At 65.6% G+C, this 26,803-nt stretch carries 19 protein-coding genes; 5 read left to right on the top strand and 14 right to left on the bottom strand.

Translation table 11 applies throughout. The features are described from left to right. The first annotated feature begins 340 nt into the window (after positions 1 to 340). Entirely contained in the window at positions 341 to 1,261 is a 921-nt protein-coding gene (locus tag Q0K12_RS01460; RefSeq protein WP_297259747.1) for an EamA family transporter, read from the top strand. Positions 1,262 to 1,940: 679 nt separating this feature from the next. Here Q0K12_RS01460 and sppA read toward each other — a convergent pair. The 3 genes from sppA to Q0K12_RS01445 all read right to left on the bottom strand — a co-directional run bounded on the left by sppA (position 1,941) and on the right by Q0K12_RS01445 (position 5,651). After that, on the bottom strand, positions 1,941 to 3,197 hold the full coding sequence (gene sppA, locus Q0K12_RS01455) for a signal peptide peptidase SppA (protein ID WP_297259745.1): 1,257 nt from the start codon (positions 3,195 to 3,197) through the stop codon (positions 1,941 to 1,943). A 68-nt stretch (positions 3,198 to 3,265) separates the two neighbouring features. Next, positions 3,266 to 4,945 carry an AMP-binding protein gene (locus Q0K12_RS01450; RefSeq protein ID WP_297259744.1) on the bottom strand — a complete coding sequence of 560 codons (1,680 nt, stop codon included), beginning with the start codon at positions 4,943 to 4,945 and terminating at the stop codon, positions 3,266 to 3,268. 109 nt (positions 4,946 to 5,054) lie between these two features. After that, a complete protein-coding gene (locus tag Q0K12_RS01445; protein WP_297259742.1) occupies positions 5,055 to 5,651 on the bottom strand; it encodes a cupin domain-containing protein in 597 nt (198 codons plus the stop codon). A 247-nt stretch (positions 5,652 to 5,898) separates the two neighbouring features. Between Q0K12_RS01445 and Q0K12_RS01440 the strand changes: the two genes are divergently transcribed. Then, positions 5,899 to 6,942: an acyltransferase gene (locus tag Q0K12_RS01440; protein WP_297259740.1), complete on the top strand. Its 1,044-nt coding sequence runs from the start codon at positions 5,899 to 5,901 to the stop codon at positions 6,940 to 6,942. Positions 6,943 to 7,252: 310 nt separating this feature from the next. Continuing rightward, complete coding sequence (gene hypF, locus Q0K12_RS01435; protein ID WP_297259738.1) at positions 7,253 to 9,748, top strand: carbamoyltransferase HypF; 2,496 nt, start codon at positions 7,253 to 7,255, stop codon at positions 9,746 to 9,748. Between the two features lie 442 nt (positions 9,749 to 10,190). Here hypF and Q0K12_RS01430 read toward each other — a convergent pair whose 3' ends face one another. The 9 genes from Q0K12_RS01430 to Q0K12_RS01390 all read right to left on the bottom strand — a co-directional run bounded on the left by Q0K12_RS01430 (position 10,191) and on the right by Q0K12_RS01390 (position 18,038). Next, positions 10,191 to 10,706 (bottom strand): Hsp20/alpha crystallin family protein, encoded by a 516-nt coding sequence (locus Q0K12_RS01430; protein ID WP_297259736.1) that lies wholly within the window; start codon positions 10,704 to 10,706, stop codon positions 10,191 to 10,193. A gap of 655 nt (positions 10,707 to 11,361) precedes the next feature. Then, the gene (locus Q0K12_RS01425) at positions 11,362 to 11,988 is read right to left on the bottom strand and encodes a hypothetical protein (protein ID WP_297259734.1); all 627 of its coding nucleotides are present in this window, start codon (positions 11,986 to 11,988) and stop codon (positions 11,362 to 11,364) included. Continuing rightward, positions 11,978 to 12,118: a CcmD family protein gene (locus tag Q0K12_RS01420; RefSeq protein ID WP_297259732.1), complete on the bottom strand. Its 141-nt coding sequence runs from the start codon at positions 12,116 to 12,118 to the stop codon at positions 11,978 to 11,980. The genes Q0K12_RS01425 and Q0K12_RS01420 overlap by 11 nt, the downstream gene beginning before the upstream one ends. A gap of 71 nt (positions 12,119 to 12,189) precedes the next feature. Next, the gene (gene ccsA, locus Q0K12_RS01415; RefSeq protein ID WP_297259730.1) at positions 12,190 to 12,900 is read right to left on the bottom strand and encodes a cytochrome c biogenesis protein CcsA; all 711 of its coding nucleotides are present in this window, start codon (positions 12,898 to 12,900) and stop codon (positions 12,190 to 12,192) included. Further along, positions 12,900 to 13,577 carry a heme exporter protein CcmB gene (locus Q0K12_RS01410; RefSeq protein WP_297259728.1) on the bottom strand — a complete coding sequence of 226 codons (678 nt, stop codon included), beginning with the start codon at positions 13,575 to 13,577 and terminating at the stop codon, positions 12,900 to 12,902. Before Q0K12_RS01410 ends, ccsA (Q0K12_RS01415) begins: the two co-directional genes overlap by 1 nt. Further along, a complete protein-coding gene (gene ccmA, locus Q0K12_RS01405; RefSeq protein WP_297259726.1) occupies positions 13,571 to 14,227 on the bottom strand; it encodes a heme ABC exporter ATP-binding protein CcmA in 657 nt (218 codons plus the stop codon). Before ccmA ends, Q0K12_RS01410 begins: the two co-directional genes overlap by 7 nt. A 26-nt stretch (positions 14,228 to 14,253) precedes the next feature. Then, positions 14,254 to 16,164, bottom strand: coding sequence for a cytochrome c biogenesis protein CcsA (gene ccsA / locus Q0K12_RS01400; RefSeq protein ID WP_297259724.1), 1,911 nt, complete (start codon positions 16,162 to 16,164; stop codon positions 14,254 to 14,256). A 241-nt stretch (positions 16,165 to 16,405) separates the two neighbouring features. Continuing rightward, positions 16,406 to 16,819: a cytochrome c maturation protein CcmE gene (locus Q0K12_RS01395; protein ID WP_297259722.1), complete on the bottom strand. Its 414-nt coding sequence runs from the start codon at positions 16,817 to 16,819 to the stop codon at positions 16,406 to 16,408. A 94-nt stretch (positions 16,820 to 16,913) separates the two neighbouring features. Then, positions 16,914 to 18,038 carry a CNNM domain-containing protein gene (locus Q0K12_RS01390; RefSeq protein ID WP_297259720.1) on the bottom strand — a complete coding sequence of 375 codons (1,125 nt, stop codon included), beginning with the start codon at positions 18,036 to 18,038 and terminating at the stop codon, positions 16,914 to 16,916. Positions 18,039 to 18,165: 127 nt separating this feature from the next. Between Q0K12_RS01390 and Q0K12_RS01385 the strand changes: the two genes are divergently transcribed. After that, positions 18,166 to 19,530, top strand: a complete 1,365-nt coding sequence (locus Q0K12_RS01385) for an amidohydrolase (RefSeq protein ID WP_297259718.1) — start codon at positions 18,166 to 18,168, stop codon at positions 19,528 to 19,530. Further along, positions 19,520 to 20,806 carry an MFS transporter gene (locus Q0K12_RS01380; RefSeq protein ID WP_297259716.1) on the top strand — a complete coding sequence of 429 codons (1,287 nt, stop codon included), beginning with the start codon at positions 19,520 to 19,522 and terminating at the stop codon, positions 20,804 to 20,806. Before Q0K12_RS01385 ends, Q0K12_RS01380 begins: the two co-directional genes overlap by 11 nt. Positions 20,807 to 21,109: 303 nt before the next feature. Here Q0K12_RS01380 and Q0K12_RS01375 read toward each other — a convergent pair whose 3' ends face one another. Next, on the bottom strand, positions 21,110 to 21,730 hold the full coding sequence (locus Q0K12_RS01375) for an OmpH family outer membrane protein (RefSeq protein ID WP_297259715.1): 621 nt from the start codon (positions 21,728 to 21,730) through the stop codon (positions 21,110 to 21,112). Between the two features lie 21 nt (positions 21,731 to 21,751). Then, positions 21,752 to 26,635 carry an autotransporter domain-containing protein gene (locus tag Q0K12_RS01370; RefSeq protein ID WP_297259714.1) on the bottom strand — a complete coding sequence of 1,628 codons (4,884 nt, stop codon included), beginning with the start codon at positions 26,633 to 26,635 and terminating at the stop codon, positions 21,752 to 21,754. Positions 26,636 to 26,803 lie beyond the last annotated feature (168 nt).

Below are 26,803 nucleotides of genomic sequence, written 5' to 3'. Positions count from 1 at the left end.
TGTGCCGCCATACGGTCTCTCCTCATTGTAAGTGAAGAGATTATAACATGTTTTTAATTTGACGGCACTATCTAGAGGGAAAAAATTTTTTTCCGCATTTTTTTACAAAAAGGGGGCGTGAAGGAGTGCAGCGCATTGCGCACGCCCTGCGGGCGGGCTGACGGGCGGAAGGTTTTGCTTGTGCAAAAATTCTCATTGCCTGCATGCGGGAAAACAGGCATGCTCAGGCAGGGATGACGGGGCGGCCGCCGGGGCGGGCGTGTTTGCCGTCGGCGGAGGCCTCGTCCTGTTCCCGAGTGAGCCTTGTTCCCCGCGTATTTTCTTTTGACGGAGAAAACCTGTGAACAGATCACCGTCTCCTTCCCCCGGCAATGGTTCTCCCCCTGAGCAGCAAAAAGCGGGCTCCAGCGGCGCGGTGCTGGTGCTGCTGGGGGCGCTTTGTTTCAGTACCTCAGGCACGGCGCAGGCCTTTGCTCCCGAAGGGGCGACGCCGTACGTCATCGGGGCCTTGCGCATGCAGGTCGCGGCGCTGGCCCTGTTTGCCTGGTGCGCCTGCCGGGGCAGGCTGCCGCGGCTGGGGGAATGGCCCTTGCGCTGGGTGCTCCCTGCCGCGCTGGGACTGGTGGCCTTCCAAATCTGTTTTTTCAAAGGGGTGCAGCTCGCGGGCGTGGCCGTGGGCACGGTGGTGGCCATCGGCTTCTCGCCGTTGGTGGCCGCGCTGCTGGCCTGGGCCGTGCTGGGCGAACGTCCGGCGCTGCTCTGGTATCCCTCCACGGCGCTGGCGCTGGCGGGGCTCGTCTGTCTTAATCTGGGCGAGGGGACATCGGCGGACTGGCAGCGGCTGGTCCTGCCGCTGGCGGCCGGTGCGGGCTATGCCTGCTATTTCGTCTTCAGCAAGCCGCTGGGCGTCCGCTTCACGCCGGACAGCGTCATGCTCATGCTGTGCGGCCTGAGCGGCACGCTGCTGCTGCCCATGCTGCTGCTTTTTCCCATAGGCTGGCTGGCCAGTGCAGCCGGTGCGGGCACGGCCCTCTATCTGGGGGTGGTCACCGCGGCGCTGGCCTTCAGCCTGACCACGGCCGGGCTGGCGCGCACCCCGGCGGCGACAGCGGCTACGCTGGCCCTTGCCGAACCTCTTGCCGCCGCCTGCTGGGGCATCTTCCTGCTTGGCGAGGATGTTTCCACAGCCGACTGCTGCGGCATCGGTCTGCTGGTCCTCGGCGTGGCCCTGCTGGCCTTTGCCCGGCCCCGGACGAACTAGGGCCTGTTAACACTATTTGCCGCCTGCTGGGGGGAAGGGGAACCCCGCGCTCTGCTGTCGATGCCTGTAAGGCTCCTGCGTCGCCTAACAGGCACGGCCCTCCGGGCCGCCTTTCGGTCGCGCTCTGCTGTCGATGTCCGTAAGGCTCCTGCGTCGCCTAACGGACACGGCCCTCCGGGCCGCCTTTCGGTCGCCGCCGGCGCGGGAGGCCCAGCCTTTTCGCAGCGGAGCGAGAAAAGGCGTTCTCGCCATCCTTCCCCCCAAGCCCCCTATCCCTTCCCCAGCGCGCTTTTACCGGGGAAGAGGCAGGGAAATGTGGCGACCCCGTCCCCAAAATCAAGCGGAGCGTGTACAGTTTACTTGTTTTATCTATTGAAATTATCTGTAAAATTTGTGTTAACAGGCCCTAGGGCATTTCCCGTTTGAAACGCGTTGCGTTGCAAACACGGCCTGTCGTTTCGCGAAAAAAACGCGGTTTTTCCGCTTGGTTTGGGCCGGGCGGCGCTGTGCCGCCGCCTCGTGTTTCACCTTTTTCAAAGGTGAAACGCTCTAACGGACGACCGGGACAGGCCGGGAGGCAGACCGCCGCACCTGGGCTCTCCCCGCGTGTGACGAAAAAGCCGGAGCGCCTTCAGAAGGAAGGCGGCTCCGGCCATGCAGCGGAGAAGGGCGGGATTTTCTACATCTGGTACAGGACGGCCGGGCTCGTGCCCGCGGCGGCCGCATCCAGCCGCAGCAGCGATTGCAGGAGGCTCTGCAGGGGCTGCTGCCACCATTTATCCTCGCGGGGGCGCTGCAGCAGTTTGCGTGTGGCCGGCACATGACATTGCTCTGCCAGCCAGCGCCGCGCGTCGCTGGCGGTGCCCAATTCGTCCACCAGGCCCAGCCGGAGGGCCTCGCGGCCGGTGAATACCTTGCCGGAGGCGAGTTCCGCGGCCTTTGCCCGCGGCATGTCGCGCGCCTGCGCCACGATGCCGACAAAGATGTCGTGCATGTCCTTGAGCAGACCTTCAAAGTATTCCCGTTCTTCGCGCGTCAGCGGGCGCAGCATGGAACCGGCATCCTTGTAGGGGCCGGTGGTCAGGGTCTCCTGTCCCACGCCGATCTTGTCCAGCAGCTGGCGGATCTGGGGGATGTCCATGCGCACGCCGATGGAGCCCGTCACCGTGGCGGCATTGGCGAAGATGCGCTTGCCCGCCATGCTGACCATCAGGCCGCCGGAGGCCGCCGTGCCGCCCATGGAGACGGCCACGGGCATGCGTTTGCCCAGGGCGGCGATGGCCTCGTAAAGTTCCTGCGAGGCCGCGGCGCTGCCGCCGGGGGAGTCCACCCGCACCAGCAGGCCCTTGACGTCGGGGTTGGCGGCCACCTTGTCCAGCCATTCCAGATGAGGCCGCACGTCGCTGATGGGGCCGCGAACTTCCAGCAGGGCGATACGCTCGCCGCCGAGGTCGTCCTCATCCAGCAGCAGGGCGGAGACAACCCCCACCAGCACCAGCAGGACGATGCCCCAGAAAATCACGGGATGCCGCCGGCGGAAGGGGCGGCGGAAAAGTTCCTTCCAGGCGCTCTCGGGGATGCGGGCCAGCGGACATTGCGCCTGACCGGGACAGGCGGCCGCCGGGGCCGCAAGGTCTGCGGCGCGGCGCGGTTCTTCTTCCAGGGTAAAGTCTTCGCCGGGCAGGGGGATGTCCGCCAGTTTCGCGGCTGCGGCCTGCGTCTCATGGCCGGCGGATCCCGGCGCAGCCGTCGGCGCGTCGTGGACATCCGTCGGGCTGGCGTGGCTATCCGCCGGAGTGTGGGGGGCATCCGCCGCGGCCGCCGGGGAGGCCGTCTCCCGCGAGAGATGCACATCCCGTGCGCCGGGCAGGGCGGTGCTGTGCGGGGCGCTTTCGGTTTCCGACCAGGGTTCGGGCAGGGGCATGGCCTTTTTCATCTGGGTTCCTTTGTGGTTCTTGCGGGATTCCGGTCCTGGACGCGCCGCGTGCCGGGAGGGGGCGCGGCCTACTTCTGCATGGCTTCCGGCCAGCGTTCAGCGGCCATCTCCCGCAGCTTGTACTTCTGGATCTTGCCGCTGGCCGTGAGCGGGAAGCCGGACACGATGGCCACATAGCGCGGCACCTTGTACCAGGCGATCTTGCCCCGGCAGAAGGCGCGCACATCCTCCGGGGCCAGTTCCACGCCCGGCCGGGGGATGAGGAAAGCGCCGACCTCTTCGCCATACTTGCGGCTGGGCACGGCCACCACCTGCACATCCAGCACGCCCGGCATCTCCAGCAGAAATTCCTCCACCTCGCGCGGATAGACGTTTTCGCCGCCGCGGATGATCATGTCCTTGATGCGGCCGGTGACCCGCACATAGCCGTTTTCGTCCATGACGCCCAGATCGCCGGAGTGCAGCCAGCCGTCGGGGGAAATGGCCTTTGCCGTTTCCTCGGGCATCTTGTAGTAGCCCTTCATGACGTTGTAGCCGCGGCAGATGATCTCGCCCACCTGGCCGCGCGGCAGTTCCTCGCAGGTATCCGGGTCGGCCACGCGCACCTCGATGCCGGGCATGGCGCAGCCCACGGTCTCGCAGCGCACGGACAGCGGGTCGTGGATGTCCGACTGGGTCATGACGGGCGAGCCCTCGGTCAGCCCGTAACAGATGGTGATCTCCTTCATGTTCATCTCGTCCACCACGCGTCGCATGAGCGATTCCGGGCAGACGGAACCGGCCATGATGCCCGTACGCAGGCTGGAGACGTCGAAGCGCTTGAACAGTTTGTGTTCCAGCTCCGCCAGGAACATGGTCGGCACGCCGTAGAGGGCGGTGCAGCGCTCGCTGTCCACGGCGGCAAGGACCTGCAGGGGATTGTAGGACTCCAGGATGACCATGCAGGCCCCGTGATTGACGCAGGCCGAGACGCCCAGCACGCAGCCGAAGCAGTGGAAGAGCGGCACCGGCAGGCAGACGCGGTCCTGTTCGGTGAAGCGCTGGTGGCGGCCGATCCAGTAGCCGTTGAGGCCCACGCCCACATGGGTGAGCATGACCCCCTTGGGAAAGCCCGTGGTGCCGGATGTATACTGCATGTTGATGGCGTCCCAGGGATCGAGGGAGGCCTGCCGCGCCTTGTATTCCTCGTCGTCCACCATGACGGACAGGGCCATGATCTCGGGCACGGAATACATGCCGCGGTATTTTTCCGCTCCGAGGAAGCAGACCCGCTTCAGATGCGGCAGATCCCGGCAGCGCAGTTCGCCCCGTGACTGTATCCGCAGTTCGGGCGCGATCTTGTAGAGGGTGTCCACATAATCGTGATCGCGCAGGCTGTCGATGAGAAAGATGTTCTCGCATTCGGACTGCTGCAGCAGATAGCGCAGCTCGTGCTCCCGATAGTTGGTGTTCACGGTCAGCAGGATGGCGCCGATCTTGGCGGTGGCGAACTGCAGCGCCACCCAGTACGGCACGTTGGTGGCCCAGACGGCGACCTTTTCCCCTTTGCGCACGCCCAGCGCCATCAGGCCCTTGGCGAAGTTGTCCACCACTTCGGCAAATTCCCGCCAGGTCTTGCGGTAGTTGCGGTCGGCATAGATCACGGCGTCCCTGTCCGGGAAGCGCGCCACGGTCTCGTCCAGGATCTGGCCCAGCGTCTTTTCCCGCAGGACGAATTGCGCCTGACGTTCGCGTACCTTTTCATCCATAACTGATCCTCCGCAATGCCTGCGCATGCGCGGCAGGCCGTTCCGCCGTCATGATGACGGGAGCGTCCTGCCGTCAGGCTGCCCGGAATGGGCCGGTTTCGTTCCGCTGCTAAGGGTTGTAGGTCACGGCAAGGATGCGCACCGGCTTGTCGTTGGCCGGGCCCACATAGTGCGGCACGATGGAGTTGTAATAAATGGTCTGCCCGGCCTTGAGGATATGGGTCTCCCGTCCGTAGACCACGAGCAGCTCACCTTCCAGCACGAGGACGAATTCCTCGCCCTGATGGGAACTGGTCTTGCGGACGGCGTTTTCGGCATCCGGGTAGATCTCGATGCAGAACGGTTCCATGTTGCGGTCGTTCTTGCCCTTGCCCAGCGCGTGGTAGATGTAGCTCGGGCGGGGCATGCTGCCCGTGTGCAGACAGGGATCCGAACCGGTGTCATGGATGTTGCTTATGATGGGATCCCGGGTGAACTGATCGTCCAGAAAGGTCCCCAGGCGCAGGCCCAGAGCGCGGGCCACCTTCTGCATGGGGCCGATGGCGGGGTAGACTTCGCCGTTTTCCAGCCGTTCCACGAACTCCACGCTCAGGCTGGCATCGGCCGCCAGCGTTTCCCGGTCGATGCCGCGCGCCTCCCGAAAGGAGCGCACCCGCTCGCCCACGGTATGGGCGGCCTGCTGTTGTTTCTGCCGGTTCTCGGACATTCCTTATCCTCCCGAAAAAAGGCAAATGGCGGCTCCCGTCAGCGGGAGAGTCTTTTTTCTGCATAGCAGAAGGGGCTTCCCTGAGGCAAGCCGGAGCGGCCCGCGTCCCCGCCGGGAGCGCTCGCGGTTTTTTGCTTTACGGGGGCGGCGCTTTCTGCTACCTGCCCCAAAATCCCCCCTCGTACGTTGTTCCCCCCGAGTGCGTCCGCACGACAGCCCTGTTCCCCCGTCAGGAGGAAGCCTCCGCATGACCGACAAGAAATACGATATGACCTTCCACTATTTCCGGGCCCTTGCCATCCTTTCCGTGATGCTGACCCACTTGTGGCACGAGCCCCCTTTCCTTGAGGGGTTCGAGGCGGAAAAGCGGCTCATCACCGCCCTGAGCGATACCTTCTTCCATTCCAGCACCATCTACTTCATCTTCATTTCCGGCTACCTCTTCGAGTATGTGAACCGGAAAAAGCCTTTTTCCGTCATCGCCTTGTACAAGGCCAAGATACGCAACGTGCTGACGCCTTACCTCATCATCTCCTGCCTGTTGCTGCTTGCCGGAAGCTGCATCTTCTGGTTCGGCGGCACGTTCCCGGCCTTCATCAACGAGGGCATGCCCCTCACGTCGGCGGAAGATGTGCTGACGTGCCTGCTTTATGGCTCGGCCAGTCTGACGCCGTACTGGTATATCCCGTTCATCCTGACCGTGTTCGTCATCAGCCCGCTGTTTTTCTACATGGATGATGCGCTGCTGGCCCGCCTGCTGGTGCCGCTTTCCGTCCTGCCGCTCATGGTGCCGCGCGGCCTGCTTTTTTTCTTCCGCAACTACTGCTATTTCCTGCCTGTCTTCCTGCTGGGCATCTTTTTTGCCCGCAACAGAGAGATGTGCATGGACTTCATCACGCGGCATATCCGCAGCATCGTGCATATCGCCGTCTTCAGCACGCTGCTCGTCTTCGTCAACTTCTATCTTGATTTCATCCCCAATACGGAGACAGCCTATTTCATCCAGAAAACCACCATCGGCATGTGCGCCATCCTCCTGCTGGAACGTCTGAACACGCCGAGCTCTCTGCTGGATCTGCTGGCCCGTTACAGCTTCCCGCTCTTCTTCCTGCATGTCATCGTGCAGAACATTTGCGATCCCTTCCTGTTCCCGGCGCTGCTGAACCTCTGGGGCAGCCTCGTGCCGGTGTCCCTGCTGGTGGCCATCGTGGAGATAGGGCTGTGTATGGGGCTTGTCTTCCTCCTCAAGAAGGGGCTGGGCAAGCGTTCGCGCTATGTCATCGGCGGTTAGGGCCTGCCGACGCTGTTCGTTCTTATTTGGGGGAAGCGGGGATACGAGGAGCCCCGTCCCAAAAGGAAGAGATTCTCCTTATTGACGGCAGCCCAGAGAGCCGTGCCTGTTAGGCGGCGCAGGGACCTTACGGACATTGACGGCAGCGCAAAGGGGCCTCCTCAAAAAGCGTAATGCGTTCCGAGTCTCACGCATTCCACTGCCTGCTTGAGGGGGAGTAACCGCTTCCCCTCAAACCCTTGCGTCGCGTCAGGCGGCATCCCGACGGGCGAAGCTGGGCATTCCCCTCTCCTTGTGCTAGGCTTGATCCATGGTCGAATTCAACGAGATCCATTGCCGCTGCCTCGTGGGCGGCCAGGTGCAGGGCGTGGGCTTCCGGCCCTTCGTCTACCGTCTGGCCGTGGAGGAAGCGTTGGCCGGTCAGGTGGGCAATACGTCGGAAGGCGTATGTATCGAACTGCAGGGGCCGTCCGCCGCTGTGGAGCGTTTTTTGCGGCGACTGCATGACGAACTGCCGCCGCTGGCCCGGCTGACCCGGCTGGAACGCACGGAGCTGCCTGTGGACGAGGCCTTGCGCGGCACGGCCTTCCGCATCGTGCAGAGCACGGGGCGGAGCGGCCACAGCGTGCTGATCAGCCCGGACGTGGGCATCTGCCCGGATTGTCTGCGGGAGATGCGCGATCCCGGCGATTCCCGTTACGGTTATGCCTTCACCAACTGCACCAATTGCGGTCCGCGCTACACCATCACGCGCGCCATCCCGTATGACCGCGCCACCACCAGCATGGCTTGTTTCCCCTTGTGTCCGCGTTGCGCCGCCGAATACGGCGACCCGTTGAACAGGCGTTTCCATGCTCAGCCGGTGGCCTGTCCGGTCTGCGGTCCCCGGCTCTGGTTCGTGCGGGCCTCGGATGCGGACAGGGGAGCCCCGCCCGCGCGGGAAGCGGCGCAGCCCGGGCAGGCTCTTGCGGAAGCGGTTGCGGTCTTGCGGCAGGGCGGCATCCTGGCGCTGAAGGGGCTGGGCGGCTTCCAGCTGGCTTGCGACGCCCGGCGGGACGAGGCCGTGGCCAGCCTGCGGCAGCGCAAGAACCGGCCGCACAAGGCCCTTGCCGTCATGCTGCCGGATCTGGAGGCGGCGCGGGCCTGCTGCGCTCTGGCCCCGGAACACGAGGCCCTGCTGTGCTCGCCGGAAAAGCCCATCGTGCTTTGTCCGTTGCGGGAGGACGTTGCCGGGGGCGGCGGACTGTCTCCGCTGCTGGCCCCGGATACGGACAGTCTGGGCATCATGCTGCCGTATACCCCGCTGCATGTGGCGCTGTTCGATGCGCTGGCGCGGGAAGCTCCCTTGCCGCCCGCGCTGGTCATGACTTCCGCCAATCCGCGCGGCGAGCCGCTTTGCCTCGGCAACCGCGAGGCCCTTGCCCGCCTGCGGCACGAGGCGGACGCCTTCCTGCTGCATGACCGGGATATCCTGGTACGCGTGGACGACAGCGTCACCGCGCTCTTTCCCGGCGATCGGGCAGAGGGGGCCGCCCCCTTTTTCCACCGGCGGGCGCGGGGATATGTGCCGCGTCCCGTGCTGCTGGATCTTGCGGACGCCCAGTCCCCCACGGTCTGCGGCGCAGGCGCGCAGCTCAAGGCCACCTTCTGCCTGACGCGCGGCAAGGATGCCTTTGTGAGCCAGCACATCGGCGATCTGGAAAACCTGCCCACGGCCCATTTTTATGAAGAGGCCTCCGCGCATCTGGAACGTCTGCTGGAAGTGCGCCCGGCGCTGTTCGTCTGCGATCTGCACCCGGATCTCCACTCTTCGCGCTGGGCGCGGGACAGGGCCCGCGCCGAGGGCCTGCCCCTGCTGCCTCTGCAGCATCATGCCGCCCATGCCGCGGCGGTGCTGGCCGAGCACGGCCGTCTGGACGGCGCGCTGGCCCTCTGTCTGGACGGCACGGGACTGGGGACGGACGGCAGCATCTGGGGCGGGGAGCTGCTGGTGATGGAGCTGGGCGCTGTGCGCTGGGAGCGGCGGGGCCAACTTTCGCCCTTTGCCTTGCCCGGCGGGGAGGCCGCCATCCGGGAGCCGTGGCGGCTGGCGCTGGCGCTGCGGGAGCTGCTGGGGCAGGAGGGCCTGCCCGCAAGCTGGGATGAGGCCGGGCGTCCGTCCGTCGCCGCGTGGGGAGCCGATGCTCTGCCGGCCTCGGCCCGCAGGTCCGCCCGGCAGCAGGCTCCGTTGCTGCGGGAGCTGCTGCGCCGGGGCGTCAACTGTCCCCTGACCAGCAGTTGCGGACGGCTCTTTGATGCCGTATCCGCCGAGCTGGGGATCTGTCTGATGACCAGTTACGAAGGGCAGGCCGCCATCCGGCTGGAGACCCTTGCCCGCCGTCAGGATGCCCGACCGCTGGACGCGGGAGAGGATACGGTGGAGGCCTTGTTGCGGCCGCCGCTGGACGACGGCGCGACCTGGCAGCTGGATGCGGCCTCCCTTTTTGCGCTGGCGCAGCGCGACGCCGCCCGGTACGGGGCGGCCACGGCGGCCCTGCGCTTCCACGAACGGCTGGCTTTGGGGCTGGCGCGGCTGGCTGCCCGGCTCGCCGCCATGACGGGCTTTCGGACGGTGGCGCTGGCCGGGGGCTGTCTGCAGAACCTGCTGCTGGCGCGGCTGCTGGTGCGGGCCTTGCGGGCGTGGGAACTGCATCCGCTGCTGCCGCGTGAACTGCCGCCCGGGGACGGCGGCCTTTCATTGGGGCAGGCTGCCTGGGGACTCTGCGCCTGGCGGAGCGGCAGGCTGCCGTCGGCTGCGGAAGCGTGAGATGGAGCGTTTTGCCTTTGAAAACGGCATGTCGCAGGGCGGCGGAATGATCCGCCCGCCCAAAAGTGAGCGGAAAAACCGCGTTTTTTCCGCGAAACGCCAGGCCGTAAGGTTTGAAACGCAAAGCGTTTCAAACTGGAAATGCTCTAAGGTTAGGACTCATTATCAGGCAATATGTTCTGACTGAGATATTTTTATAACTTGTTGTAAAATAAATACTTATTTTTATAATCTGAGGTTTTTTGTTTCCAATTACTTTTACCCAAGTAGCGGGTTTTGGGGAAGATGGGGGAGTGTGAGGGGGAAGAAACCCCTTTTTGCCGCGAGCAAAAGGGGTTTCTTCCCCCTCACAAAAGAGTAATGAGTCCTGAGCCTAAGACACGAAGGCGGGCAGGGAGAACCCTGCCCGCCTTCGTGTCTGTTCAGGGGAAAGAGAGCCAGGCTAGCCGCGAGTCACCGTGATGGCGCGGCTCTGGGGCTTTTCCGGAGCCTTGCGCGGGATGCGGATGGTCAGCACGCCGTCCTTGTGGCTGGCGCTGATGTGTTCCACATCGGCATCTTCCGGCAGGCTCATGCTGCGGCTGAAGGAACCGTAGCACCGCTCCTGCACATGCTGGCTGGCATCCTTGCCGCTTTCTTCCTGCTTCTTTTCGCCGGAAATGCTGAGCATGCCGTTATTGAGCTCCACCTTCACCTCTTCCGGCGCAACGCCGGGCAGTTCGAGGCTCAGCGTGTAGGTCGAGGCATCGCTCTTCAGATCGAGACTGGGCAGAAAGTCCGGCAGGGAGCTGAACATGTCGCGCAGTCCGCCGAAGGGTGTGGGGAAATCCCCGAAAAAGCCCTGAAAGAGGCGGTCGATGTCGTTATGCAGACGGCTCAGCGGCTGATAAGGATGGCTGGCGTCTTCACGGGCGGGGGCGGTATATCCCTGACGGGGCTGGAAACGAACGAGATTCATATGTTGACCTCCTGTGGAAATCTTGTTGAAAAAGAGATAATCCCCCTTTGAGGAAGGTCAAGAGCTGTGGAAAAGATTTTTTGCGGCACGTGTGGCCTAGGGCCTGTTAATATAAATTTTATAAATAATTTCAATAGGTAATTTGAATCTGTGCATGCTCCGCCTGTCTTTTGGCCGGGCATGCCCTGTGTTCCGGCTCTTCCCACGGTAAAAGCGCGCTGGGGAAGGGATGGGAGGCATAGGCGGAAGGGAGCGACCGAATGGAGGCCCGCAGGGCCGTGCCCGTCAGGCGATGCAGGAGCCTTACGGGCATCGACAGCAGAGCGACACCTCCCGCGCAGGCGGAGGGCTTCCCCTTCCCCCAAAACAGACAACGAATAGTGTGTCGCTCAGGGCGCGCGGGAGCGTGCGCGGCGGGGCGGTCGCGGCATGAAAAAAGGCGACCGTGCTGTCCGTGAAAACGGATGGCACGGCCGCCGGCGATCGTCCGCCCGGGGGGCTTGTTGTTGGAGCGTTTCACCTTTGAAAAAGGTGGTGAAACGTGAAGCGGCAGCACAGCGCCGCCCGGCCCAAAGTGCGCGGAAAAAATGGTTTTTTTCCGCGAAACGCCAGGCCGTATGGTTTGAAACGCAACGCGTTTCAAAGTGAAAATGCTCTACTGTCCGCTCGCCGCGTCTCCGGCAGGCGTCTGCTCGCCCTTTTTCAGCTCCGATTCGAGATGTTTTTTCAGGCTGTCGCTGATGCCGGGGAGGGCAAGACCGGCCCGCAGCTGGGCCAGGCCCCGTTCCTTGTCGTTGAGATAGTAGATGTAGAGCACGCCGAGGCTGTAGCGTACCGAGGCGTCGTCCTTGAGGGCGATGACGGCTTCCAGCGTCCGGGCGGCATCGGCATGCCGGCCGGCATTGTGCTGGATGACCCCCAGCAGATGCAGGGGGCGCGGGTCCTTGCCGTCCAGTTCGATGGCGCGCCGGGCGAAGGTCTCGGCGGTGTCCCAGTTCTCCATCTTGATCAGCGCATTGGTGAGAGCCAGAAGGCTGTCCATGTTCGTGGGATCACGGGAGACCTGCTCCATGAGGCGTCCCACGGCGGACATCTCCTCCTGCGAATGCTGCGCCGAGACATGCGCCACCTTCTGCACCAGCTCCGGTTCACTGAGGCGCTGCCAGACGGCCGTCCCCAGCATGACCAGAAAGCCGGCCATCAGAGCCAGCATGAGCAGGCGCTGCGGCAGGGCGGCAGAGGCATCGGCCCGCATGGGGCTGGCGGTATCGTTAATCTTCATGGCGCAGGCTCTCCAGCTGGGCAAGGCGGGCGGCAAGGCCGCGCTGCCGTTGTCCGAGGAAAAGAAGATAGGCCCCGAGGCCGCACCATACGGCGGCATTGGCCGCCAACAGCCAGTAAGTATGATCCATGTACCACTCCGGCGGGAAGGTTCCCGCATGTTATGCGTGTTCGGGGAAAGCGGCGGGACTCGCCGCCAGGCTCAGGCCTCGTCCGCTTCGGCGGCATGCCGCGCCAGCAGCAGCGCGCGGACGCGCGCCTCCATGTCCAGCTGCCGTTTGCGCAGCCAGACCAGACCGGCCCAGAACAGGGCGAAGCTGACCACGCAGGCGATGGCCGTCAGCTTCATTTCCGGCTCCATGCCGCCGCCCTTGGCGGCAAAGACCGCCGGATGGATGGAGCGCCAGAGCCGCGCGGACAGAAAGACCAGCGGCACGTCCAGAAAGGCCACGATGCCCACCACGGCGCAAATGACGCTTTTGCGGCGGGGCGGCAGATCGAGGCCGCGCAGCAGCAGGTAGCCTGCATAGACGAACCACATGATGAGCGCCGTGGTGAGGCGGGGATCCCAAGTCCACCAGACGCCCCAGGAACGCCGCGCCCAGATCATGCCCGTGGCCAGGGTGAGCGTGGTCAGCAGCACGCCCACTTCCGCGGCGGCCCGGCACAGACGGTCAGCGGCATCGCTGGCGCGCAGCAGGACGACCACCGAGGCCAGGAAGACCACGAAAAAACTGAGCAGCGCCCACCAGGCCAGCGGCAGGTGGACGTAAAAGACTTTCTGCATGAGGCCGAGCTGAGCCTCGACCGGAGCGTAGGCGTAGATGAGCCACTGGCAGGCGGCAAAGGCCAGCGCGCCGGTCAGGGCAAGGCCCTGCGGCAGGGCGGAAAAAGAGGCGCGGGATGAGGTCATTATTCGTCTCCTGCGTACATGAAGCCGAAGAGCAGCAGCCCAGCGGCCAGAAAAACGGCGTCAAAGGCCGCTGCCAGCTGCAGCCAGGCGGCGGGGCCATCGGGGCTGTCCAGTCCGAAGCAGAGCGCCCCCACCCGGACGCCCGCCAGCAGCAGCGGGATCAGCAGGGGAAAGAGCAGGATGCTCAGCAGGGACTCCCGCGAGCCTCCCCCCTGCGCCAGCGCGCCCAGCAGGGACCCCAGGGCGCAGATGCCCACATCCACCAGCAGCAGGATCAGCAGGCCCGGCAGCAGGGGGCCTGTCAGTTCCTGTCCCAGAAAGACCACGGCCGCGGGCAGGAAGACCGCTTGCGCCAGCAGGAGCAGGAGCAGGCCGGCAAGCCCCTTGCCCAGCCAGACGCCCTGCACGGGCGCGGGACTCAGCAGCAGGCCCAGCCGGGCGGCGTTGACTTCTTCCAGCGCGTACAGCCCGTTGAAGATGAGCACCTGACAGAAAAGCGCGCTCAGCCAGAAGACCGCCGCCGCGCCCTGCGGAGCCATGCGTTCGCCCACGCCCTGCGAGAGGCTGAAGACGAAGAGCAGCAGCAGGCCCAGCAACAGGCCCTGCACGAGGCCGCTGCCCCGTCCCAGGGTCAGCAGCAGATCCTTGCGCGCCACGCGCAGCGCCAGTTTCAGCATGCGGCCTCCGTGACGGCGGGAGGACAGACGGCAGAGGCGGCGCTTTCTTCCGCAAGGCGGCCCTTGTGCAGACGCAGCACCCGGTCAGCCAGGGGCGCGTCCCCCTGCAGGTCATGGCTGACGATGATGACCGCCGCGCCCCGCCGGCGCGCGTTGCGTATCTCCTGCCGCAGCAGGGCCAGCGAGGCGGCATCGAGGCCGGTGCCGGGTTCGTCCAGCAGCAGCAGATCCGCTTGCAGCATGAGCACCCGCGCCAGATTGAGCCGCTGGGCCATGCCGCGCGAGAAGATCCCGGCCCGTTCATGGGCATGGGCCGCCAGCCCCACATGTTCCAGCAGGGCGAGCAGCTCCTGACGGGAGCGCCGCAGTTCATGCACGCCGTTCCAGAACGCGAGGTTCTCCAGCGCGCTCAGGCCCGGATACAGGAAGGTGGCATGCCCCAGATAGGCGGTCACCGGGGCCGGTTCCGCAAAGCGCACCGTCCCGGACGTGGCCCGCGCAAGACCGGCCACGATGCGGAGCAGGGTGCTTTTGCCCGCGCCGTTGTTGCCGGCCAGCAGGCTGATGCTGCCGGCGGCAAAGCCGGCGTTGACGTCCTTGAGGACGACCCTGTCCCCGTAGACCTTGGCAAGATGCTCCAGATGCAGCATGTCGGCAGCCTGTGGTGCGCCTCGCCTCAGCGCTTGCCGCCGGGACGGCGCTGATCGGGACGGCGGCGCAGCATGAGCAGCGGGAAGAGGCAGAGCAGCGTGCCGCCGATCCAGAGCCAGTTGACCAGCGGTTCCAGGCTGATCTTGACATAAGCCCTGCCTTCCTGATCCAGCCCCAGCAGCGAGGCGTACACCTCATTGCCCAGACCGGGGATGACGTCCACTTCCGTGAACTGCATGTTGCCGAACTTGTCGTAGATGCGCCGCTGGGGCGTCAGCTCGCCGATGACGGCATCCACCCGGCGCACTTCAAGCTGGGCTTCCAGGAAGTGGTAGCCGGGCTGCGTGCCTTCAAAGAGGTTCTTGAGGGTCACGGTGACGTCGCCGATGGTCATGCTGTCGCCCGGGGCAAAGGAATGGTCGGCCTCCTGCTTGTAGGGGCCGGAAAAGGCGATGCCCAGCGCCATGAGGGCCAGACCGAGGTGCAGGCCCAGCGCGCCCACCCGGCGGGGGAGCTGCCGCAGAGGCGTGGAGGCAGCGCGCAGCAGCAGGCCCAGCAGGAAGCCCACGACGCCGGCCGTGGTCAGCAGAGCGACCACATTGCGGTAGCCCAGCAGCCAGAGGAGCGCGGCGCTGCCCGCGGCCCCGAGCAGGACGATGCCGCGGGCGAGGCGGCGGCCCTGCACCAGCCAGGGGCAGTAGGCCAGCAACAGCAGCATGGCGGCGCCTAGCGGCAGGATGACACGGTTGTAGAAGGAAGCCTCAAGGCCCATGCTGGCGGTGCTGAACAGGGAGGTCGTCACCGGCCACATGGTGGCGTTGAGGATGATGACCGCCATGACCAGCAGCAGCACGGCCACGGCCAGCAGGGTATCCTCGGCGGGGATGAGGCGCGTCTTGCGCTCGCCGTCGGAGGATGCGCGCCGTCCCGCCGGGGAAAGCAGAGCGATGCCGATGCTCAGCACAAGTCCCGCCGTCACGAAGATGCCCAGCGGGAAGCCGACGCTGCCGCTGCCGAAGGCATGCACGGACTCGATGACGCCGCTGCGCACGAGGAAGGTGGCGAAAAAGGTCGAGAGGGTGGTCAAGCCCATGAGGAGCACGTTGAAGCGGGTCAGGCGGCCGCGCCGCTTCTCGACGATGGCCGTGTGCAGGGCGGCCGTGCCGACCAGCCAGGGGACCAGCGAGGCGTTCTCCACCGGGTCCCAGGCCCAGTAGCCGCCCCAGCCCAGTTCCATGTAGGCCCACCACATGCCCAGCACGATGCCCGCCGTCAGGAAGGCCCAGGCCAGCAGGGTGATGGGACGGGCCAGGTCGAACCAGCGCGTTTCGTCCGGCTGGCGGGAAAGGGCCTGCGCCAGCGCCAGACAGGTGGGGATGGCAAAGCCGCCATAGCCCAGGAAGAGCAGCGGCGGATGGAAGATCATGCCCGGGTTCTGCAGCAGGGGATTCAGCCCGTTACCGTCCGCCGGGGCGGGGTCCAGCATGATGAAGGGATTGTTCCAGACGCAGAGCAGCAGGGCGAAAAAGGCCATGATGACCAGGAAGAACGTCCAGAACCAGAGACGGGTCGTGTCTTTCAGGCGGCGATAGCCGCCGGTACAGGCGAAAATGGAACCCATGATCCCCACCGCCAGCGCCCAGAAGAGCATGGAGCCGGGCTGTCCGGCCCAGAAAGCCGTCAGGCGGTAGAAGAGATGGAGCACATTGTCCGTGTAGTCGGCCACGTACTTCAGGGAATAATCCTGCCAGTACAGGGCGTGCAGCAGACAGGCCGAGGCCACGAGCAGGCAGAGGGACACGCCCCAGTGGACTTTTTCCACCAGGGGCAGCGTGGGTCTTTCCTGCGGCCGCCAGAGCTGGAGCAGGGCAAGTATCCCGCCGCCGGAAGCCAGCAGCAGGGTCAGGAGCAGGAGGGCGAAGGCGAAAAAGTACATGTGGATCCTTTGGAAGTCAGTGGAACGGGCAGCCGCCGTACCGTGTCCCGGCATGGACGAGGGCCCGGCGGGCGCGGGCCGTCATGCGCGCGCCATACGCCGCGCATGCGGGGGCCGGTCCGGGGCCGAACAGGACCGCCACCTGCCGCGCGGGCAGGGTTCGTCCTCCTTCGACACGGCGGCAGACGCATGGCCGGACGGCAAGGCGGAGCGTCCGCAAAGGGCCGGGCCGCGCAGCCGTCTAGGTCTTGCGATTTTCCTTCTGGTACTTGGACGGGCACTGGGTCATGAGGATCTTGGCGGAAAAGCTCTTGTCGGGATTCATCCGGCCTTCCACGATGACCTCGGCCCCGGCCTTGAAGTTGTCGGGCACGATGCCCCGGAAGCTCACGGGCATGGTCTGCCGGGGGTCGTCCTTGTCCTGCAGGAGGAAGGCAACGCCCGGCCCGTCCTGCGGAGAACTGATGCCCTCAGGCGCGACCGTGCCGAAAAGCCGCGCCGCGCGCAGGTTCTCGGCCGTGGCCGCCTTGGCCTCGGAGACATTGAGGAAATAGATGCTGTTCTCGGAAAAACCCGAATACAGAAGCCAGCCGATGCCGCCCAGGAAGAGCAGCCCGGCCAGTGCGTACGTGACGGTGGAATTCTTGCGGGCCATGTATACCTCACCGGAGTAGGAAAAAGCGTGCTTTACATAGCATGCCGCTCACCATTTGGCAAGTAGGAATTGCTCTCGATAGGACAGCCAGTCCTTATGAATCCTTGTGATTGCAAGCACAGTCCTCCGCCTGTTCGGCCTGCCTGTCCACGGACGCCGCCGCTCCGTCAGCGGGGGCATCCGCCTCCGCGGCGCGGCCTGCCAGGCTGGCGCGGCGCTTGCGGGCCATCTCGCGCAGATCGTCCACGTTGTCGCTCTCGTCGATGATCTCGCTGCCGAGGATCTCTTCCATCACGTCTTCCAGCGTCACGACCCCGGCCAGACCGCCGTATTCGTCCAGCACGGCGAAAAGATGGACATGGGCGGCGAGCAGCTCCCGCAGCAGGACGTCCAGCGTCTGGTTCTCAAGGATGAAGTGCAGAGGCTGCATGATGGAGGACAGCGGCTGTGCGCCCTTGCCGCCGCGCATGGCCAGCCCCAGCAGGCGGCGTTCCACCAGGCCGACCAGATCCTCGTTGTCCTCGCCCCAGACAGGGATACGGCTGATGTGCCAGGTCTGGGGGTTGTTGTAGGCCTCTTCCACGGTGCAGTCGTCCGGCAGGGAGAAGACCACGGTGCGCGGCGTCATGATCTCATGGACACGCTTCTGGTCCAGCGCCAGCACGTTGCGGATGAATTTTTCCTCGTAAGGCTGGATCTGTCCGGCTTCCCGCGAGAGGCTCGTCACGGCCCGGATATCGTCCTCGGAGATCTCGGGGCCCTTGGCGGCGGGCGTCAGCAGGCGGGTCAGCAGGGTGGTCAGCCAGAGCAGGGGCGTCAGCAGCTTGATGGCCAGGGCCAGGGGGCGGGCCAGCACTTCCATGATGGGCGAGGCGTAGGCCACGCCCAGCGTTTTGGGCACGATCTCGCCGAAGGCAAGGATGAGCACGGTGAAGAAGGCGGCAAAGAGCGCCAGCCAGGTGTCCCCGAACACGGCCGTGAAGGCCGAACCGGCCACGGCCGCCCCGGCGGTATTGGCGATGGTGTTGCAGGTCAGGATGACGGCAATGGGTTTGTCCACCTCGCTGCGCATGGCGAACAGCAGTTCGCCCACCGGCCGTCCCGCCCGACGGGCTTTTTCGATGGCCGACCAGGGCACGGCGTAGAGGGCCGCCTCGGTCAGCGAGCAGAGAAAGGAGACAAGTACGGCAAAGACCACGGAAGCGATGAAGGTGACCATGGGACATCCCTGTCTGTTGGAGCATGTTGAGCTGCGGACGGCCCGTCCGGGCGACTTGCGCCGGACGGCGCTTCGATAGTATCCTGCACACGTCGGCTTGGCAAATGCCGGACATCAGGGGGGAAATATGGACGAGCTGGAACAACGCCTGCAGGGACTGGCGCGGAAGGAAGAGGCATGGCTTGTGCGCGTACGCCGCGATCTGCATCGCCATCCCGAACCTGCCTGGGCGGAGTACCGGACGGCGGCGCTGGCGGCGCAGACGCTGGAAGAATGCGGCTTTGCCGTACGCATGGGGCAGGAGGCCCTGTTGCCGCAGGCCCGGCCGCGGCGGCTCCCTCCGGACATGGTGCGCGACGAGCAGGCCCGGGCGGCGGCCCAGGGAGTGGCCGCGCACTGGCTGGAGCGCATGCCCGACGGGCTGACCGGCCTTTGGGGGGATCTCGACCTTGCGGGCGCTCCGGCGGACGCGGGAGAAGACGAGACCGGGCCCCTGATCGCCTTTCGCTTCGATATGGACGCCAACGCCGGCATAAGCGAATGCCGGGAGGCGGACCATGCGCCTGCGGCGGCGGGCTTCGCCTCCTGCCGGGATGACGCCATGCACGCCTGCGGCCATGACGGACATGTGGCCCTCGGGCTGGGGCTGGCGCGGCTGCTGGCGGCTCTGCGTCCTGAACTGGAAGCGCGCTTCCGGGGGCGGATACGTCTTATCTTCCAGCCGGCCGAAGAGGAGGGCGAGGGCGCGCCCGGCATGGTGGCAGCGGGCGCGGCGGACGGGGTCTCCCGTCTGTTCGGCATCCATCTCAGCATGCAGGCCGGGGACAGCGGGACGCTGGTCTGCGGCACCACGCATTTCCTGGCCACCACCAACTTCGAGGTCTTCTTCGACGGACGCGCCGCCCATGCCGGCCTTGCGCCGCAGGAGGGCCGCAACGCCCTGCTTGCCGCCTGCACGGCCTGCACGGCCCTGCTGGGCATCGCCCGGCACGGGGAAGGTTCCTCCCGCATCAATGTCGGGGAGATGCGCGGCGGCGAAGCCCCCAACGCCATCCCCGCCCATGCCTGGTTCCGGGGGGAGACGCGAGGGGAGAACAGCGACATCAACGGCTTCATGATGGCGGAAGTGCGCCGCATGGTGCAGGGCGCGGCCCGCATGCACGGCTGTACCGCCCGCCTGCTCTGTCAGAGCTATTGTCCCGGCGCGTCCTCCCATCCCGAACTGGCGGCCCTGGTGGGGCGTGTGGCCGGGGAGATGGGCGGCTTTTCCCGCATCCTGCCGCAGGCGGAGTTTCGGGCCTCCGAAGATTTCTGCTGGTTCATGAACAAGGTGGAGGAGGACGGCGGACAGGCCGTCTATCTCCAGCTCGGCGCGGACAGGCCCTCCGGCCACCATACGCCGCGTTTCACCTTTGACGAGCGGGTCTTGCCGCGCGGCGTCGAACTGCTGGCCCGGCTGGCCCTGGCCTCGCTGGCCCGGCGTGACGCCTGAGGCCCTGGCCCGCGTCATGCCGTCCGTTTCGTCAGTGCCCCGTGCGGCTGCGGATTGCCCGCCGCAAGCCCTGCGGCTGGCGCGCATCATGGCGGCCATCACCGCTTTCTGCCTCATCGGGGACACCATGCTGTACATCGCTCTGCCGTTGTGCTGGCAGCAATGCGGCCTGGATGCGCTCTGGCAGGTGGGGGTGCTGCTGGCCGTCAACCGTCTTGTCCGTCTGCCCCTCAATCCGCTGGTGCGGCGGCTCTATACCCGCTTCAGCCGCCGGACGGGCATGCTGCTGGCCGTCCTGCTGGCGGCGGGCACGACGCTGCTGTACGGCGTGGCGCAGTCCTTCGCCGTCTGGCTGCTGCTGCGCTGTCTCTGGGGGCTGGCCTGGACGCTGTTGCGGCTGGGGGCGCTCTTTGCTCTGACCGAGGCGTCGAGCAAGGAGAATCGCGGCTACCTCATGGGCAGCTATAACGGTCTCGTCCGGCTGGGCAGTCTGGCGGGCATGCTGGGCGGCGGTCTGCTGGCGGACCTCTTCGGTTTCTCCGCCGTGGCCGTGCTGTTCGGCCTGCTGACCCTGCTGGGCCTGCTGCCGGGCCTGTTTTGCCTGCCCGCCGACGGCCGCCCTACGGCCGCGCAGGGGCGCGAGGCCGGCACGCTGCTGGTGCGCAGGCATCTGCGCCTGCCGGCCATGCGGCGCATTTTTGCCACGGGCTTTCTGGTGACGCTGGTCTTTCAGGGCATCTATGCCTCCAGCCTGAGCCGCATGGTGGCCCTGCATGTGGGGGATCTGCCCCTGAGCGGGAGCCTTGTGCTGGGCTGCGCCACGCTGGCGGGCCTGCTGCAGGCCTTGCGCTGGGGGTGGGAGCCCTGGCTTGCGCCGTGGTTCGGCCGTCTGTCGGACGGGCCGCGCGGGCGTGCGCCGGTGCTGCGGGCCTGTCTGGTCCTTGCCGCGGTCGCGCTGGGGCTCGTGGCCCTGCCTTTGCCCGTGCCGTGCTGGCTGGCGCTGCTGCTCCTTTCGCAAGCCTGCGCCACAGGGCTTTCCACGCTGGCGGACGCCGCGGCCTCGGATACGGCCATGCGGCACGGTCACCCCACGCTGACTCTTTCTTCCTATACCTTCATTGCGGATTGCGGTTCGGCCGTCGGGCCGGTGCTCGCCTATGCCCTGCAGGACTGGCTGGGCATGGACGCGGCCTATGTGGCGGCGTCCGCAATGCTGCTCCTTTTGCTGATCTGCTGGCGGCAGACGGCGGCTTGCGGACGCGGTGCGCGGGACTGAGGCGACGGCCGCACATCCGCAAGGCATCATGCGCATTTTCCGTTTGGAACGCTTGGCGCTCCAAGACGTAGGTCTGTCGTGTTGCAGAAAAAAGCGCGCTGTTCCGCTTGGTTCGGGCCGGGCGGCGCGGTGCCGCCGCCTTGCGTCATGCCTTTTCCCAAGGCAAAACGCTCAAAATGCGCGCTGGGGAAGGAAGGGGGGGCTTGGGGAGGAAGGGGGACCCCGCCCGCGCGAGGCGAGGGGATCCCTTCCCTCCAAAGCAATTCATGATAGCGTCAACGCTATTTTCAATATGGAATGGCTCTAAGGTTTTTGGGGCGTGGCGGCCGCGCCGGGATAAGGCGTATCCTTGATCGGAGCGCGGAATTCACCGTCCGGCGTGATGGCGGCGGGCGGCGTCTCTTTCCGGAGGGAACCGTCCTCGATGGAGCCGTCCTTGATGGTCACGGTGGGCAGGGCCGGGAAGGTCACCTGCTGCGATTCCATGCGTTTCAGGATGTCCGGCGTCACATCGTCCGCCGCCGGAGCCGCAAGCACGCTGCCGCGCGGGACGAGCCAGAGCGTGGGATGCTCCTTGCCCCAGGCTTCGCAGGTCTTGGCCAGCGCCTCGAGCACGATCTTTCGGGCGGCCGCCGTTTCCAGATTCATCTGGTTTTGCAGCAGGGCCTGAGCGCGGGCCAGATCCATCTTCCGGGCCTCTTCCGCTATGTCTTTTTTGTCCTTCTGGCTGGCGGCAAGCGTATCGTAACCCTGCTGGAGGGTGGCGCGCACCTTTTCCAGATGGGCGGCGGCATCCCGCGCGGGCCGGGATTTTTGCAGGATGACGTTGACGTCCACGCTTTTCAGCAGCGGAGCGGCCCACGGCGTCCCGCCCCAAAGCAGAACGGCCGCAAGCAGCAGGAGCAGATGACGAACATATGACATGACGTTTCCCTTTCAGCTCGCTTAGAACTCATACCGGAAGGCGGCGAAGACGCCGTGCCCCGTGCCCGTCTGGCCGGTCTGCACGGTGTAGCTGACGCCAAGGGACATGTTGTCGCAGCCGAATTCCAGTCCGGCGCTTCCCTGCCAGGTCAGGTAGTCCATGACCTGATTTTCCATCTCGTACATGCCGGGCAGGCCGGTAAAGCGGACGTCCCCGTTGGCCCTGACGTCCCCGGCAGCGGGGATGAGCGTCACATCCAGCGACGGCCGCACGAACCAGCCGCTTTCAAGAGTGAAGTCCTGACTGAAGGTCACGCCGACGGGGAATGTCCAGATGTGCTGGGTCATGCTGTCGGCTTCCAGCAGGGTGCCGTTGCTCTTGACGTCATATCCCCAGGTGGTCAGGTTCATGTAGCGCGCGCCCACATGGGGGATGACGTCCAGCACCGAGCCGTCAAAGCGGTATTCGGCCCGCAGGCCCGCCTGCCAGGCCCCGGCCTGCACGTCCGCCGTCAGGTCGCGCATCTGCATGCCCGCGCCGAGTTCCTGCTCCAGCTTGTGATAGGAGCCGGTATAGCCGGCGTCCGCCATGAGCGCAAAGTCCTTGTAGCGCCAGCCCGCATAGGCTTCGACGCCCCAGTAGCTCATGCTGTTGGTGGTGTCGGCAAAGTCTCCGGCGGAGACGGCATAGCCGCCGCCGAGGCTGAGGGCGACACCGGCCCGGAGTGCATTCTCAAAGGTATAATCCGCACCGAGGCTGATGCCGCCGATGTTGCCGTTGAAGCCGCCGTCCAGATGTCCGGCGTCCATGTTGTAACCGCTCCTGTTCTGCCAGGTGGGGGAGATCCAGAGAGCAAAGCCGGAGGTGTCGCGGCCCGTGAGCTTGCCCTCGGCGTCCATGCTTTGCAGGCCGCCGGCCGGGCCGGCCAGACTCATGCGGCCGGCCACGGCGCTGGCCGCCGCATCGGCCGCCATCTTCGTCATCTGCGGCACGGCTCCGGCCACGGCCATGCGGGCCGCGCTCTCGATGGTCCGTACGGCGGGTTCGCTGCCGTTGCCCACAAAGCGGCTGTCCGTGGCCCGGCTGAGGAAGCGCACGCCCATATTCGGGGAGTCCACGTCCGCAAGATCGGTCCAGCCAAGGGACGGATCGCCCACAGGGGCGTACAGCCTGTTCACGGCGGCGGCCATGCCGTCGCTCAGGCCGGGGAAGGCCGTACGGGCGTCGTTGAGGACAGTCCTCAGGGTGACGGTGCCCGCCGCATCATCCACATCGGCGATGAGCCCGAGCATGCGGGAGGAGGTCAATACGTTGTCGCCCTGCCAGCCGCCGTTGAGGGTCACGGACGAGACTCCAGACAGCAGGCTGTACTGCGTGTTGGCCACGGCATCCGTCACGCAGAGCTTGGCGCCGTTTTCGGCGGTGACGCTGCCCTTGCCGTTTTCAAAGGTGATGGCGGCGGCAGTGCCGTTGAGGATGTCCGCATCCTTCCCGTTGATGACCAGCAGGCTGCCGGGGGCGAAGATGGCGGAGTCGGCGCTTGCGGCATCATACGCGCCGCTTTTGCCGTCCACGAGGGCGGCGTCGGCCAGCGCGCCGTTGACGTAGAGCTTGCCGCCGGCGGCGAGCGAGACGGGCCGGAAGATGCCCAGCGCGGCGGTGATGCCGTCCTGCGACAGGCCGCCGGGCGTCTGGGCGGGCAGCCAGGCATTGTCCGCGGTGCCGATGGCGGCATACGCGTTCTGGCCCACGGCCACGCCGCCGTTGATCACGATGCCGGCGGCGGAGGCCGTATCGTTGATGCTGTTGACCGCCACGTTGGAGGCTTCGCCGCCCCAGGCCGGGTCGACGGCCAGCACGTTGCCGTTGAGCGACAGGGTGCCGGATACCGTGAGGCGGCTGCCCTGCGTATCCGCGCCCGTGCCGATCCAGTTGACGGCGCCCTTCAGCGACAGGTTCTCAATGTCGGCCCGCGAGTCGCCGTACAGTTTCAGCGTCCCGCCGATCGCCAAATCGCCCGCCCGCACATCCGCCGAGTACGCGGTGAGGTTGCCGCCGATGCTGCTGGCTTCACTGGGCCCTCTGCCGGAAAGCGTCAGGTTGCCGGAACTCAGTTGCACGTCATTCGTCACTTGCAGGCGTTTGGCCGTGATGGAAGCGGCACTCACATAGTCGGCCTTGAAGCTTCCGCCCGCGGCGATCCAGAGCCCATAGGGGCTCTTGTTCATATTGATGCTCGTGGCCTGGATGTTGCCGGCCGCCTGGATGTGTCCGGTGCCGGTGAAGGCGTCCTGCAGGATGATGCTGCCGTCGGAAATAATGTCGCCGTTGACCATCTGACCGGCGCTCGTGCCGTCGCCCTTCAGGGTGATGTCGCCCGTCGCCCGCAGCGTGCCGTTCTGGATGTCCACGCGCTGCGCCGTGATGGCGGCCTTGGACTGGACGTCGCCGCTGGTCAGCTTGAGGACGCGCGCATTGATGTCGCTCAACGACACGATGCTGCCGCCGTCCGTCGATTCGACCAGCCCCACGGGATTGCCGGCGCTGCCGATGGCATCGGCCGTGAGCGCCGCGCCCGTGCTCCTGACCGCGCCTTCGTTGGGATTGACGGCGGATATGCTCCCGGCGCTGTAGCTGCCGCCGCCCTGCGCCGTAAGGCTGGCGCCGGCCGAGGTGAGGCTGACGTCGCCGACGGCGCCGCTGCCGCCCTGTCCGGCTTCGCCCAGATAGAAGGCCCCCGAGGTGCTGAGGCCCGCCAGCGCTCCGTTGCTGTCCGTGATGAGGTCGCCCCCCTGGCTGCCGTTGAGCACCAGGGTGGTTCCGGCGTTGACGCTGATGCTGCCGCCGCTCGCCAGCTCCACGCCGGCGAAATTGCCTGAGAGCGGGCCGTTGACGTTGACGACGACGGCATCCCTGTACGTGTCGCTGGTGACGCCGCCGGGGGGCAGGTCGCCGTAGTCGATGGTGCCGTCCGGTCGGACTTCGGAGTCCACGATGACGGCGTCGGCGATGTCGAAGGTGCCCGCGCCGGTCATGAGGTTGCCCTGCATGGCGGCCAGATCGTCCTTGGTGATGGTGCCCAGACCGGTCACGCGCAGGTAGCCGCCGGCGGCCACGTCGATGGTGTTCAGGCCGTTTATGCGGTCAGTGCCTGTCAGCAGGATGTTTTTGCCCGCCTCAAGGGTGCCCGCCTCCCCCACGTTGACGCCCTGCGAACCGTTGCCGGCATCGGCGCTGAGGAGAGTGCCGTTGATGACGAGTTTGGCGGGCATGCTGGAGCCGCTCTGGTAATTGGCGTCCGTGAAGCCGCCGATGGCGAGCAGGCTGCCGGACTGGATATCGAGGGTCTTGCCCGCGTTCAGCGTCCATGTGCCGGCCGCAACGGAGACCGTGCCCGTGGCGGCGGTGATGTCGGCAGCCAGCGTGCCGCCCGTGGCGAGCGTGCCGGTCTCGCTGTCGTAGTGGCCAAGCCGCAGCTCCGCATCCGCCGCGGCAGCGGCGGCGAGCCGCAGCCCGCCGGCGGCGTTGAGCGCGGAACCGCTTTCGCCCTTGAGGAGGATCTTTCCTGAGGTCAACGCAAGTTCCGGCGTATCCAGCGTCAGCGAGTTCAGGCTGATCTGTCCCTCGGCGGCCATCTCCATGGTTCTGCCGCTCAGCGTCAGGGTTGTGACCTCCAGCTTGCCGCCGTTATAGATCGCGAGCCGGGGAGTGGTGGACGTCGTATCCAGCGCGCTGCGGAACAGGTCGGCGTCGATCCGGGCGGATTCGCCCAGATCGAGTATGCCGTACTTGTCCACCGTAACTTGCGTCCCTTCGGTCTGGAGCATGCCGGCAAGCTGGGCATCGTCCATGATGATCCTTCCCGTAGAGATCTTTCCCAACAGATTATTGCCTCTGACGGTCAGGAAGGCGTTATTGGTGAGGCTGTTTCCGGCATTGGTGAGATCAAGGACCCCCATGACCTCAATGTAGCCGTTGTTGACGATCTTTCCCCCGTTCAGCAGCCAGGCTACGCCCGTGTCGATGTACAGGCATCCCATATCGGTCAGATAAGGGCCGCCATTGCCTGCCGACAGCGTGACGGTGCCGCCTGTTTGATTTATGTCGATGGTTTTGTTGGGCAGCCTTCGCCACGGACGGGCGTGGAAGGTGCCTTCAATATCGATAGTTGACGAACCGGTAATGGTTGCTCCCATGACGTTGAAATCCGCGTCCGCCCCGTTCTCGACCGTGATCCCGGCGGAATCATTGAGGAGGAAGTTGCCGCCATAGATGTTCAAGTTTGCGGTCCCGTCTCCGCGCAGGCGAAGAACGCTGTTTCCTGAGACTTCAAATGGCGACGTCAAGCCGGCCATCAGGTTGGCGCTTTTGCCAAGCTCAACGGTCCCGCCGGTTATGGTGATGCCGGAGCTGCTTGAAAGCGTTGTGCTGGTTCCCTGTTGCGCGCCGAGCGTGACGGAGCCGCCGCTGATCGTGATGGATTTGGCGTAGATGCTTCCCCCCGAAGCATCCAGCTGGAGCGTTCCCGACTGGATGTCGAGGCTCATGCCGGGCGAATCGGCAAAAATGTTGTGCTTGAGCTGCGCCTCGTTGCGTATGATGAGGGTGCCCCCGGCAAGGGTCAGGCTCGTGGTGCGGATATTGCGGTTGGCCGATGTGGTGTCGTCTGGGTCAGCGTATTCGAAGTCGTAGAGTTCATCGACGGTTTGCGTTTCGCCGTTGCCGATGGTCACGCTGGGCTGCTCCCAGTATGCGGGAGTGGTGACGGCGTATGCGCCGCCGGCCGACCCCATGAGCAGCATGCCCGCAACGGCAAGCGGGCCGAGGGTGTTACGCATATGACAATTGCGCAGGATCGTCCGGTAGCGCTTGATGATCCTGCCGATGGCCCTTCCTTTGTTCATCCCATGTCTCCCCGGGACTTCCGTTTCGGAAGTCCGCTCCCGTTACAGGGTGATAACGATGCCCGGAGGGAATGTCCGCTTCCTGCAAAGCCTGCGCTCAGCACAGGAAAAATATCATGGCAGGACAGGCGGATACTCCCCTCACCGCGGACTGTGCGCGAATGCCGG

Source organism: uncultured Desulfovibrio sp., assembly GCF_944324525.1.
Lineage (GTDB): Bacteria > Desulfobacterota > Desulfovibrionia > Desulfovibrionales > Desulfovibrionaceae > Desulfovibrio.
This window is presented reverse-complemented; position numbering and strand designations above follow the sequence as displayed.

Coding starts and splice junctions, on each gene's coding strand:
- sppA (WP_297259745.1), bottom strand. CDS start 3,197: ATGAAAAAGGCCATGCCCCTGCCCGAACCCTGGTCGGAAACCGAAAGC.
- Q0K12_RS01450 (WP_297259744.1), bottom strand. CDS start 4,945: ATGGATGAAAAGGTACGCGAACGTCAGGCGCAATTCGTCCTGCGGGAA.
- Q0K12_RS01445 (WP_297259742.1), bottom strand. CDS start 5,651: ATGTCCGAGAACCGGCAGAAACAACAGCAGGCCGCCCATACCGTGGGC.
- Q0K12_RS01440 (WP_297259740.1), top strand. CDS start 5,899: ATGACCGACAAGAAATACGATATGACCTTCCACTATTTCCGGGCCCTT.
- hypF (WP_297259738.1), top strand. CDS start 7,253: ATGGTCGAATTCAACGAGATCCATTGCCGCTGCCTCGTGGGCGGCCAG.
- Q0K12_RS01430 (WP_297259736.1), bottom strand. CDS start 10,706: ATGAATCTCGTTCGTTTCCAGCCCCGTCAGGGATATACCGCCCCCGCC.
- Q0K12_RS01425 (WP_297259734.1), bottom strand. CDS start 11,988: ATGAAGATTAACGATACCGCCAGCCCCATGCGGGCCGATGCCTCTGCC.
- Q0K12_RS01420 (WP_297259732.1), bottom strand. CDS start 12,118: ATGGATCATACTTACTGGCTGTTGGCGGCCAATGCCGCCGTATGGTGC.
- ccsA (WP_297259730.1), bottom strand. CDS start 12,900: ATGACCTCATCCCGCGCCTCTTTTTCCGCCCTGCCGCAGGGCCTTGCC.
- Q0K12_RS01410 (WP_297259728.1), bottom strand. CDS start 13,577: ATGCTGAAACTGGCGCTGCGCGTGGCGCGCAAGGATCTGCTGCTGACC.
- ccmA (WP_297259726.1), bottom strand. CDS start 14,227: ATGCTGCATCTGGAGCATCTTGCCAAGGTCTACGGGGACAGGGTCGTC.
- ccsA (WP_297259724.1), bottom strand. CDS start 16,164: ATGTACTTTTTCGCCTTCGCCCTCCTGCTCCTGACCCTGCTGCTGGCT.
- Q0K12_RS01395 (WP_297259722.1), bottom strand. CDS start 16,819: ATGGCCCGCAAGAATTCCACCGTCACGTACGCACTGGCCGGGCTGCTC.
- Q0K12_RS01390 (WP_297259720.1), bottom strand. CDS start 18,038: ATGGTCACCTTCATCGCTTCCGTGGTCTTTGCCGTACTTGTCTCCTTT.
- Q0K12_RS01385 (WP_297259718.1), top strand. CDS start 18,166: ATGGACGAGCTGGAACAACGCCTGCAGGGACTGGCGCGGAAGGAAGAG.
- Q0K12_RS01375 (WP_297259715.1), bottom strand. CDS start 21,730: ATGTCATATGTTCGTCATCTGCTCCTGCTGCTTGCGGCCGTTCTGCTT.
- Q0K12_RS01370 (WP_297259714.1), bottom strand. CDS start 26,635: ATGAACAAAGGAAGGGCCATCGGCAGGATCATCAAGCGCTACCGGACG.